Annotated in this window: 12 protein-coding genes; 5 read left to right on the forward strand and 7 right to left on the reverse strand. The window is 63.6% G+C overall.

Annotated elements, in window-relative coordinates; genetic code table 11:
• The first annotated feature begins 101 nt into the window (after window positions 1–101).
• Window positions 102–1,442 (forward strand): FAD-dependent oxidoreductase, encoded by a 1,341-nt coding sequence (locus CEX88_RS24255; RefSeq protein ID WP_202931630.1) that lies wholly within the window; start codon window positions 102–104, stop codon window positions 1,440–1,442.
• Here the strand turns inward: CEX88_RS24255 and CEX88_RS24260 are convergent.
• The 5 genes from CEX88_RS24260 to CEX88_RS24280 all read right to left on the reverse strand — a co-directional run bounded on the left by CEX88_RS24260 (window position 1,436) and on the right by CEX88_RS24280 (window position 6,283).
• Window positions 1,436–2,350 (reverse strand): MBL fold metallo-hydrolase, encoded by a 915-nt coding sequence (locus CEX88_RS24260; RefSeq protein WP_094295432.1) that lies wholly within the window; start codon window positions 2,348–2,350, stop codon window positions 1,436–1,438. The genes CEX88_RS24255 and CEX88_RS24260 overlap by 7 nt on opposite strands.
• Before the next feature lie 140 nt (window positions 2,351–2,490).
• Window positions 2,491–3,375, reverse strand: a complete 885-nt coding sequence (locus tag CEX88_RS24265; protein WP_238382186.1) for an alpha/beta fold hydrolase — start codon at window positions 3,373–3,375, stop codon at window positions 2,491–2,493.
• Between the two features lie 20 nt (window positions 3,376–3,395).
• The gene (locus CEX88_RS24270; RefSeq protein WP_066840430.1) at window positions 3,396–4,217 is read right to left on the reverse strand and encodes a cysteine peptidase family C39 domain-containing protein; all 822 of its coding nucleotides are present in this window, start codon (window positions 4,215–4,217) and stop codon (window positions 3,396–3,398) included.
• A 139-nt stretch (window positions 4,218–4,356) separates the two neighbouring features.
• Window positions 4,357–5,037: a TetR/AcrR family transcriptional regulator gene (locus tag CEX88_RS24275; RefSeq protein ID WP_094295433.1), complete on the reverse strand. Its 681-nt coding sequence runs from the start codon at window positions 5,035–5,037 to the stop codon at window positions 4,357–4,359.
• The gene (locus CEX88_RS24280; RefSeq protein ID WP_094295434.1) at window positions 5,030–6,283 is read right to left on the reverse strand and encodes a cytochrome P450; all 1,254 of its coding nucleotides are present in this window, start codon (window positions 6,281–6,283) and stop codon (window positions 5,030–5,032) included. The genes CEX88_RS24275 and CEX88_RS24280 overlap by 8 nt, the downstream gene beginning before the upstream one ends.
• A 257-nt stretch (window positions 6,284–6,540) precedes the next feature.
• On the opposite strand from CEX88_RS24280, the gene CEX88_RS24285 reads away from it, so the two are divergent.
• Complete coding sequence (locus tag CEX88_RS24285; protein WP_094295435.1) at window positions 6,541–6,687, forward strand: hypothetical protein; 147 nt, start codon at window positions 6,541–6,543, stop codon at window positions 6,685–6,687.
• 77 nt (window positions 6,688–6,764) lie between these two features.
• Here CEX88_RS24285 and CEX88_RS24290 read toward each other — a convergent pair whose 3' ends face one another.
• Complete coding sequence (locus CEX88_RS24290; protein WP_094295443.1) at window positions 6,765–8,474, reverse strand: GMC family oxidoreductase; 1,710 nt, start codon at window positions 8,472–8,474, stop codon at window positions 6,765–6,767.
• Between the two features lie 85 nt (window positions 8,475–8,559).
• On the opposite strand from CEX88_RS24290, the gene CEX88_RS24295 reads away from it, so the two are divergent.
• From CEX88_RS24295 to CEX88_RS24305, 3 genes are read left to right on the forward strand one after another with little or no spacing between them, the layout of a single operon-like run.
• Window positions 8,560–9,276, forward strand: a complete 717-nt coding sequence (locus CEX88_RS24295; RefSeq protein ID WP_238382187.1) for a DUF4304 domain-containing protein — start codon at window positions 8,560–8,562, stop codon at window positions 9,274–9,276.
• A 57-nt stretch (window positions 9,277–9,333) separates the two neighbouring features.
• Entirely contained in the window at window positions 9,334–9,567 is a 234-nt protein-coding gene (locus CEX88_RS24300) for a hypothetical protein (RefSeq protein WP_066840425.1), read from the forward strand.
• Window positions 9,557–9,868 carry a type II toxin-antitoxin system PemK/MazF family toxin gene (locus CEX88_RS24305; RefSeq protein WP_082961503.1) on the forward strand — a complete coding sequence of 104 codons (312 nt, stop codon included), beginning with the start codon at window positions 9,557–9,559 and terminating at the stop codon, window positions 9,866–9,868. Before CEX88_RS24300 ends, CEX88_RS24305 begins: the two co-directional genes overlap by 11 nt.
• A 181-nt stretch (window positions 9,869–10,049) precedes the next feature.
• On the opposite strand, the gene CEX88_RS24310 is transcribed toward CEX88_RS24305, so the two are convergent.
• Window positions 10,050–10,550, reverse strand: a complete 501-nt coding sequence (locus CEX88_RS24310; protein WP_126315858.1) for an endonuclease VII domain-containing protein — start codon at window positions 10,548–10,550, stop codon at window positions 10,050–10,052.
• Window positions 10,551–10,945 lie beyond the last annotated feature (395 nt).

Raw genomic sequence — 10,945 nt, forward strand, 5'->3', positions numbered from 1 at the left:
ACGTTCTGATACGGCTGCCACTGCGCGTCGCGGATGAAACGGCACTCTCGGCCGCTCTCTGTGCGACGGTAACGGGATACAGCCTGCCGAAGAGGGGCGCGATGGCGACGCGAGCAGCGGTCGTGTGTGGAGCGAGCATCGGGGGACTGCTCGCTGCGAGAGTGCTGGCAGACGCGTACGACTCGGTGACCGTCGTGGAACGCGACAAGCTGCCCGTCGACGTGTCGCATCGGGCAGGCGTGCCTCAGAGTCACCACCTGCACATGATGACGAGTGCGGGTTTGAAGATCCTCGAGGAGATGTTTCCCGGCGCTACGACGGAGTTGAAAGCGGCGGGCGCACCGATCATCGACACGCACACCCTGTCGGCGGTGTACGTCGAGGTCCGTGGGCATGCGCTGTGTCGGACGGCGGCATTGGCCGACCCTGACGCCATGCCTGTGCAGCCGGCCAGCAGGCCGCTGCTGGAATCAATTGTCCGCGAACGGGTTCACGCACTGCCCAACGTCACGGTGCTCGACGGCCACGACGTCGTCGAGCCCGTGTTGAGCGATCGTGCGGTACGCGGTGTTCGTATCAGCGACCGCGCTGGGTCACGGCGACAGACGTTGCCCGCCGATCTCGTGATCGACGCGTCGGGGCGCTCGGCGCGCACACCGGCCTTCCTTGCGGCGCATGGCTTCACACGTCCCGTCGAGCGGTCGTATCGCGTGCAGCTCAGCTACGCCAGTCAGTTGTTTCACATGACGCCGGGGGCGCTGGACGACAAGGTGGTTTTCGTCAGCCCGACGCTGCAACGCCCAACTGGCGTCGGAATGCTCGCCTACGAGAACGACACGATGATCGTGACGCTGATAGGTGTCGCTGGGCACAGGCTGCCCACCGAGCTGCCGGAGGTGTTGGCCGCTGTGGCCGAATGCGTGCCCCCGCATATCGGCGAAGCGCTTCACGACGCCGAACCGCTGGGGGAGACGCATCATCGCCAGTTTCCGACCAGCGTATGGCGCCGCTACGACAGGGCGTCCGCATTTCCTCAGGGGCTGTTGGTGATTGGGGACGCGGTATGTAGCTTGAACCCGATGTACGGCCAGGGCATGACATCGGCGCTGATGCAGGCTCGCAGCCTTCGACAGACCCTTGCCTCCAACGGTGAACCGTCGAGTCAAGACTATTTTCGCGATGTTGCACGGCGGCTGGCTCCTCTTTGGTGGGCGAACCGGCTCAACGACTTCGGCTTCACCCCGGCGAGCCGATGGAGGTCATGGCCGCAGCGTGGGTTCAACAGCTACACCACCGCCTACATGGCCGCCGCATCGACTGACATGGCGCTCACCGAAACGTTCCTGCGCATGCTGCAAGGCGTGGACCCCGGGACGAGCCTCGTGCGCCCCAGACAAGTCGCGCGGGTCGTCGGTCACGCACGGCGGCGCTCTCGTCAGTAGTCCCACACGGTGGGCACGCACCGGAAGACGTCGCCGGCGGTCGCTACGTGGCAGACCGACGGGAACGGCAGGTGAGTGGCCACCAGGGACTCACCGGTCGCGGCCATTTCCCGGAGAAGTTCGATCCGTACGCGGGCCGACTCTTCTGGGTCGTGTTCGAAGCCGTTGTGCCACTCCGGGTTATCGAAGCCCGGGGCGAAGACGGCGTCGCCGGCGAACGTCAGCCGGTCACCGCCCGAGTCGAGGCGGACGATGGCATGACCCGGCGTGTGACCTCCCGTGCGGGCGACGAGCACTCCGGGCGCCAATTCGTACTCCGACTCGAAGGTCCGCATGTGACCGCGGTACTCATCGAGGAACCGCCCGGCGATCGACCGGAGCGCGTCCGGAACGGGAGCGGGCATGTCGGTGTGGGAGAAGTCGGGCGCCTCCCAGAACTCGGCCTCGGCGGCCGCAACGTGGACCTGCAGGTCGGGACGCAACCGTTCCTTCAGGCCCTTCGTGAGCAGCCCGCCCACGTGGTCCATATGCAGGTGGGTGAGCACCACGTCGGTCACCGCCGAGGGGTCGATACCGGCGGCTTCCAGACGATGGACGGTCTGCCCGGCCCGCGGAAAGTCCGGGAACTCCACGCCGAGCCCGGCGTCGACCAGGATGGTCCGACCAGCGGTGCGCACCACGACAACGTTGAGGGGCCAGGCGAGGACGTCTCTGGGAAGGAACCGGTCGTCGAGCCAACTCCCGAACTCGGTCGGGTCGGCGTTGGTCGCCATCGTCCTGGCCGTGATCGGGAGCACCCCGTCGCTGATCACCAGCACCTCGATGTCGCCGACCTGCACCGCGTACCGCGATGGAACCAACTCGTCGAGGTTCGTCGTGTCCGAATCCGAGATGCTGTCCACGCTCATGGCTGTCCTCCTGATGGCGTTGCCGATGACAAGGCGGATGACCTGTCTGGGTTGTGGAACGCTTCACGACAGCGGGATTTATCCATGCCGAGTAACCGGCCGAGTTCTTTGGCGAGCGCGCTGAGGCCGAACGCCACCCGCTACGCGCCGCAGCTGTGTTCGATCACAAAATCGCGAATGCAGGCGTTGACCTGATCAGGCACCTCGGCGGGCAGGGCGTGTGACGTGTTGAGCCACAGGCGGTACGGCCAATGGGGAACGACCGAGCGGATCCGCTGAACCGCCTTGGTCGAATCGTGAACTGTGTCGCTGGCCAGGAGGACCTGTACGGGAACGCGCACGGCACGTAGCAGACGGTCGCTCGCGAACCTCAACGCCGGTGTGCGGACCGGCGGTCCAAAGGTGGCGAAGCCAGACGCGAACAGCCCGGCGAGCGTGTCGATTGGGCTTCCCGGTTCGGCGTGGCCGGTCACCCATACTGCAGCACGTTGAGCGCGCACAGAGTTCGGCCGCCCCAGCAGGACTGCGAGGTTCCGCCAGAACTTCGCGGAGAGCCGTGCGACCGTGCTAGCCGGATCGACCAGCGTGACCGTCGCGACCCGAGACGGAAGTCGTGCGGCAGTATGCGTGGTGAGCCAACCTCCATACGAGTGACCCACCAGATGCACATCATGCAATCCCAGCCCTTGCAGGACCGCGTCGATGGCGAGTGCGCAATCCGCCGGTGTCAGCATTGTTTTCGACTGAACGCTCGCGCCGGGTTGGCCCAGCATGTCGATCGTGTACACGGAGAAGTCATCTGCCAACGGCGCGACTTGTTCCCACCACATAGCCGAGGTGAGGTAGAAGCCGTGGATCAAGACGACGGGTACACGGCCGCGCGAGCCATGTTGGTACACCCGCACGGTGCCGAATGGTGTCCACACATCGTGAACCCCTTCCGGACGCGGGCTCAGGGCACGGGCGTCGTCGTAGACCGCAAGATAGCGTCGCCGCGCATCCGCGTTCCTGAATCCGGCGTCCACCAGAGTCAAGAGAATAGGGATCAGCGCGGTGCGGTGACGACGAGCTCGTGATCGCCTGCCGCCCAGGCAGATTCGAATACGTCGGTGGTCACATGCTCACCGCGCGTGTCGTCGCCGCCACTGTCGCCGAGATAGACGGCGTCGTTGTCGTAATCGATGGCGGCGACGGTGACCAGGTGACCGCATCCTGTCCGGTCACCGTCTCCATCCCAGATGGTGGTGGAGTTCACGCACACAATCGCCTGTCGCCCGTCGCCTAGATAGTCCGCCAACGCGTCCATACCGGTGGCGAGTCCACCCTTGGCGGCCGTGTCGTCGTTGGTGTAGTCGGCTTTGATCCCGTAGTGCTTGAGCAGGAGCAGGAGGTCGGTCGTGCAGGTGCCATGACCGACACCGCCATCACTGGGATCGATGCTTTCGTCATACACCGGCTCACCCGGGTCGCAATCGCTTGGCGTCTTAGCGGCGAGGTCGATGATCTCCCGCTCGGTGGGCGGCGCCCCGGTCAGTTCGCCGACCACCATGCGGGTGGCCATCAACCCGCAGTCGCTTTCGGTTTGTTCCTCCCAATAGTGCAGGGCGGCCGCAGGATCTCCGTAGACGCCGCCGGTGATCTCGGGCTGGCCATCGCCGTCCTCGTCTTTGACGATCGGTTGAGCCTGTTGATCTTCTGGATTCGCCTCAGCTTGTCGAGCCGCCGTTGATTCGTCGGCCGTTGCCGCCGGGGTCTCCTCGGGCTCGGTTCCACCACCGCAGCCGGCCCCGGCAACGATGGTCAGACTGGCGATAACGGTTGCGGCGAACGCCTTCCGGCTGCGCGCGCGTTGCTGGCGAAGTTGCACTTCGCGAAGCTAGCAGATGCTTGTGAGTTTCCTGGGCATTACTGACGTGCCTGTTGCGGACCTCGAGGTAACCATCCGCAAACGGCAACGTACCTATATCTGGGCGTGTCTCGCGGAAGAGGTGGAAGTCATCAGGCTGTTATCGCGAAGACGACGTGCGCCCTCGGGCTTCACCGCGCCCGCCCGACGGGGGTCGACGATCGTCCATCGACAGCGCCGTGATTCGTGGATAGAGGATCGCTGGGCCAAGCCATCGAGCTACGAAGCCACGCAGTGCGGCACCCTTACGAATCGGCTGCCCAGGATCGGTCAGCATGGACTGCACTGTGCGCAAGGTCATCTCGGCGAGATCTTCAAGAACGGCGCTGTCAAAGCCGTGAAGTTGCCAGTCCACATCGAGCCGGCGAAAGAATGACAGGCAGAATGCCTTTGCGGTATCGGAGGTCAACGAGGTGACAGCTTCCCCGTCCTGCCGCCGGCTCAGTAGGTTTTCCAGCTGGGGATCGCCGGTGAGGGTTTCGACCGCGAACGACACGCATTCGACGAGTGCCGTGACGGGGTCGTTGACGCCGCTGACATGCTCGACAACCTGATCGATGAATCCGTCTACGGCACGCATCGCGCTGGCGATGAGTAACGCGTCAGCATTGGGGAAGTAGCGGTACACCGTTTGGCGTGTGACCCCGAGCCGGCGAGCGACGTCGGCAAGGCGTATCGCTGGTCCGTGCTCAGCGACCACTTCGTCGACCGCGTCCAGGATTCGGGCAATCGCTTCCTCGTCTGAGCTGGGTGTCGCGCCTGCCCAGCCGCGGCTACGCATGCGCGGTCGCAATCCTTGCGCTGGTGAATTCGATCTGAAGCGTTAGCGGACCAGTCATTCCCAACAAGGATTTCCACGGCGCCGGACCAACGCGGCGGGGTGCATCGAGACGGCGGGTGAGGACCACAAGTGCCTCCGCCAGCTCACGGCGCGCAAGATTGGCCCCCAGACAATAGTGGGCACCGCCGCCAAAAGTCAGAATTGGCGGTACGTCTCTGCGGGTGATGTCAAACCGCTCCGCATCGCGATAGATCGCTGGGTCACGATTGGCTGCAAAGGTATTCACCAGTATGAAGGTCCCTGCCGGGAACAGGTAGCCGCCAAACTCGACATCCTCGGTCGCGGCCCGCGGCACGATACTGGCCGCCGGTGAGTGGCGCATGCTCTCCTCGACAGCCTGCATCGCGAGCTCCGGTTGGTCGCGAAGCGTCATCCACTGATCGGGGTGCTCGCAGAGCACCTGGACCGAGGCGGCCAGTTGATTGCGCGTGGTGTCCGTTCCCGCCATCAGGAAGCCGGCCACCAACATCCGGAGTTCGTCGAGATTCAGCCGGTCTCCGTCGCTTTCGGCGCGGATGAGTTCGGAGAGCAGATCATCGGTGAGGCTGTGTCGACGGGCGGCGACCATGTCGTCGACGTAAGCGTCCAATTCGCCCCACGCCCGCATGATCGCGGACTCGTCGAAGTTGGCGTCGGGCTGGAAGTTGAGGGCCTTGAAGACCTCCTCAGTCCAATCTGCGAACAGGTGCCAATCCTCCCGAGGTGCACCGATGAGCGCGCACATGACCGGAGTGGGGTAGGGACGCGCAAGGTCGGTCACGACGTCGCAGTGTCCGGCGTCCGCCACCCGGTCGATCAGCCCGTTCACCACCTCCTGGATGGTGTCTTGAAGCCGCGACGTCGCGCGCGGAGTGAACGCTTTCGACACGAGTTTGCGTAGACGCATATGAGGTGCGCCGTCCAGTCCCAGGAGGCTGTTCGCCATCTTGTCGAACAAAGGACCCGACGTGATGCCCTGTGAGGCCAGAGTGATGCCGGGCGGAAGCCGAAATCTGCTGTCGCGCAGGATCTCGCGGGAAAGTTCATATGACAGGATTTCCGGCCCGAAGGGGCCGATGGCGATGGGTGCACGTGCCTGCGCCGCTCGGACATCGTCGAGGATGTCGTGCGGCGTGGCGGCGAGACCGTAACTGAAGGTGGGAAGGCCCGCATCGAAGACATTGAGAGCAGCGCTGGTCACGGTCATCAGAAGCGACCTTCCCGAGTTCTGGACGTTTTGCCTCAAAGCGTATGACCATTAACGGGCCGGTGTCAACGAATGGGAGCAAAATGCGAGGCAGATGACGACTCTAAAATAGCTAGATCATACGAATTGAACCCAAACGTACGCAGCGCCCAGCGGCGGCAGGCTCTCCAAATGGCCTACAGCCACTGACTCGAAAGACGTATCGGCAACCTTGCGTAAGCGGTCACGATTTTCGCCCACGGGCGGACAATTGATCCATGTCCACTGCGGTTTGGATCACGATCGCGGTATTCGCGGTCGGGGCTGTCGCCGGCGGGTTGTTGCGGATTCGCGCCTGGCTGCAGAAGCCGGCACCACCCGAGGTGATCGAAGCCGCACACCGTGACGACGACGAAGGCGACTGAAGGTCACGACTCAAACAGACCGGTAGTGGCTGTCCGAGGCCAGTTCTGTGGAACGCTGCGGCACGAGTGGGACCGGCTCATTTCAGGATCGCCCGCGCTGCGCGCTCTGCGATCAGCATGACCGGCGCGTTGGTGTTCCCGGAAGTGATGGTGGGCATCGCCGACGCATCGGCCACCCGCAGGCCCGCGACGCCACGCACGCGGCAGTCGGTGTCGAGCACCGTGGCGGCCGACCGTGGCATACCGCGTGTATCAAAGGCACCCATCGCGCAGGTGCCTACCGGGTGGAAAATGGTGGTACCCAGTTCACGCGCCGCCGCCAGTAGGTCTTCGTCGCTCACCAGTTGCGAGCCGGGGAGCATTTCTTCCGGACAGTAGCGGGCTAGGGGAGGGGCGGCCATGATCTGCCTGGTCATCCGAAGGCCGCGCACGGCGACTTCACGGTCGGCATCAGTGGACAGGTAGTTGCAGATGATCTTTGGGTGGGTCAGCGGATCTGCACCGACCAGACGCACGTGCCCGCGCGAGGTGGGTCGCAGGTTGCAGACCGAGGGAGTGATGGCGCTGAAGGGGTGCAGGGGTTCCCCGAATTTCGGCAACGACAACGGCTGCACATGCCACTCCATATCCGGGCTGGCCAGCGCGGGCTCGCTCTTGGCGAAAGCCCCCAGTGTGGACGGCGGCATCGTCATGGGTCCCGATCGCAGCAGCAGGTACTGAATTCCCATGCCCGCCCGGGTGATCCAATTCCGGTACAGCATGTTGACGGTTCGCGCGCCCCGAATGCGGTAGACCGTTCGAAGCTGCAAATGGTCCTGGAGGTTTCCGCCGACTCCTGGCAGATCAACGACCACCGGCACGTGATGCTGGGTGAGCAACCCCGCCGGGCCCAACCCCGAAACCTGCATCAGATGGGGCGAGCCAATGGCGCCGGCGCTCAGGATCACCTCCCGACGGGCTCGGGCGTCGACGATCTGGCCGTCTTTGAGCAGCCGTAGGCCGGTGACGCGGTGCTGCGCCGCGGTCCAGGCGCCGCGACGCTGATCGTTGCTGACCTGATCGTCCATTAGCAGCTGGAGAGCCTGAGTCTGCGTGTAGACGGTGAGATTGGAGCGGTGGGTGACGGGGTGCAGGAAGGCATCGGCCATCGACCAGCGCCGGCCGCGTCGTTGATTGACATGAAAGTAGGCGCTCCCGGAGTTGTCGCCCCGGTTGAACTCTTCGATCGGCGCAATGCCCAGTTCGGCTGCGGCGGCCTGCCAGGCGTCCAGAATTTTCCAGCGCACTCGCGGTCGCTCCACGCGGATCTCACCGCCGGCGCCATGCCACTCGTCGGCTCCGCCGAAGTAGTCTTCCAACTCCTTATAGATTGCGAGTGTTTCGCCTGGACCGTCTGGGCCGCCCCAAAGCCAGCGCTCGTCTCCGGTGGCTTGCGCCCACAGCTCGTAATCGCTTGCCTGCCCGCGCATATGGATCATGGCGTTGATCGACGAGCAGCCGCCTATCACGCGCCCCCGCGCGTAGATGATGCTGCGGCCGGCCAAACCTGGGTCGGGCTCCGTCGTAAAGCACCAGTCGGTACGGGGGTTGGCAATGGTGTACAGATAGCCGACTGGCACCTTGATCCAGAACCAGTTGTCCGCGCCGCCGGCCTCGATCAGGAGCACCCGGTGATCGGGGTTGGCGCTGAGCCGATTGGCGAGCAGGCAGCCCGCGCTGCCCGCTCCCACGATGACGAAGTCGAACTCGGCATCAAGTCGAAGTCCTTGACGGCCCCTGGATCTCACCGCTACCACATTAACGGGCAAGGTAGCTTTCACCCTCATGGTCGGGCACGCTCGTGCCGCTCTTGCGTAGCGTCAAATTGGTGCGTTGAAGGATGGTGCCGCCGCCTTAGCCTTGAGTCATGGGCGAGGGGGAGTCAGCGGTTCATTGCGACGGGCCTACGAGGCGGTGGTCTCCGCCGATGTCGGCCCGTTCCTGCGTGCACGCGGCTTTGCCATATCGGACTGCGGTTTCAAACGGGAGCGGGGGCCGCTCTACGACATGATCCACCTTCAGCCCGACTGGCACAACGGCACGATGTCGTGGCACGGGTTCTTCGTCAATGTCGGTATCGGATCAGTCGAGGTCGACGCCGCATGTCCTCGATACGAGCGAGTGAGACATCCGCTCAAAGGTTCGCTGCTGCAACGTCGTTGGGAGCACTTGGTACCCGATCTGCCATACGAAGTGCGGTTCGACCGTCGCACCGAGATGCGGCAGTTCGCCGGCGCGCTCTGCGACGGCTTCGACTTGGTACTGGTCGAGATGGAACGAATAAGCACCACAGAGCAATTGGTGCGATACGCAGTCGACAACAACTTGCTCATCGAATATGACAAGACCTGCCGGTACCTGGCTGCAACTGGTGACATCGACACGCTGACGGAATACGTGACAAGGCTGCACGATTGCTTCGGACATCAAGACCGTTGGTCGATCTTCAGCGGCAACATCAGCGCGGCTGCTGGGTGCTGGGCGGAGGAACTGCGGAAGCGAGGATTGCTGCACCCGATTACCTCCAGTGGCGGGCATGAGCTGTCCTGATGGCGGCGGTCCCTCTGGAACCAGCAGTTGTCTTACAAAACGTCGTACACTGTGGCTATGGCTGACACGATCACCTTCCGGCCGGACGACGACACAGCCAAGGCGCTGGAGGTTTTGACCAGGGACGGCACGGCTGTGTCCGCAGCCGTTCGATCTGCCCTCATCGATGCCGCACGTCGAAAGGCCAATGCGGCGATTCGCGCCGAGGCGGAAAGGCTCGCCGACGACGAATCCGACCGCGCTGAGGCCACGCAGGTACTGCGCGACATGGAGACGCTGCGTGCGTGGTGAAGTCTTTCGGTTACACGCCCCGCGGGGGAGTCGCGGTCACGAGCAGTATGGTTCCCGATACGCCGTAGTAGTCCAGTCAGATCACGTGCCGCTGTCGACCTGGCTGGTTGCACCGACGTCCACGTCGGCTCGTGCCGCCAGCTTCCGACCCGAGGTTGAAATCGCCGGCGTGAACACCCGAGTACTTGCTGAGCAGACCGCGGCGGTCGACCCGGGTCGGCTTGGCAAGAGCGTCGGGTTCCTCAGCTTCGACGAAATGCGCCGCGTTGATGCGGCCCTACGTGTCGTTCTCGGTCTATGAGCTCTGCGCCATCACCCTAATCAAATAGTAGGCGGCGCAAGTGAAGACGCCGCCAACGAAGCACGACGAACTTACTGGTAACCCGCCATAATCGATCCTGCGGTATTCGTCCCGGGTGAGGAAACGGCATGATGGCGGAAGCGTTGGGACGGTTGTCGAACCGCGTCGGCGCCGACGCGTCCTACGCGGTATTCGACGAAGTATGGGCCTGCAAGTACGAGATGGCGGCACTTAGCCGCTGCGGGTTATCACCAAACGCACCGAGACCTGCATTGCATGACGGACAGAGAAGCCCCCGGATTTCGCCGGTGATGTGATCATGATCTACGGCGAGCGGAACCTTCGCCAGTGGCCTGCCGTCGCTGCGAGGTCGACCACCGACTCTGTTCAAGTCGATTTTGATCTCGTCGCGTCCGCAGATTGCGCAGCGATAGTCCTGCGTTGCCCGCAGTAAATCGTACTGCTCGGGCGTGATTCGATACTTCGCCCACAGGTTGGCGCGTCGGATCTCCGCCGGATCTTGCTTGAGCCTGCGAGCCCGCTGGTAGCACGCCATACACAATGGATCGCTCTCTCGTGTACGCGCCATTCGGCTTCGCGGTTTGACTTTGCCGCATCCAACGACCGGAGAACAACGCAGCATTTCTGACTCGGACGAAACCGTCGGCGGCGGCGGATCCACAGGGAGAGTCTGGCAGTACGGTCCGACATCCAACTTGACATAGTGTGGCTTATCGGCGTTTTACTAACCAGGCCGATGCTTGCCGGGTCGATTACTCGCTGCGGCCGGCGTCCCGGAGCACTCCCGGCGGACCGCTCCGTTCCGGCCAACACGCCGCGCGGCGACGCCTTAACTGGTTGATACCACGCGCCAGGTGCGTGCGATCAACCCGTTAGCGATGTCCACACCAGGCCCGGTCATCGCGCCGCTTCGTGGCGTCGTCAGATAGTGTCCGTTCTCATTGAATCTGGGGCACATTTACTAGTCTGACCTGCATTGCCCCAGATTGGATGAGAATTTCGATCGCGACGTTTCTCATTGAATCTGGGGCAACCCTGCTTCCGCGCCCGGCTGCG

Origin of the sequence: Mycobacterium neumannii (assembly GCF_002245615.1) — a bacterium.
Lineage (GTDB): Bacteria > Actinomycetota > Actinomycetes > Mycobacteriales > Mycobacteriaceae > Mycobacterium > Mycobacterium neumannii_A.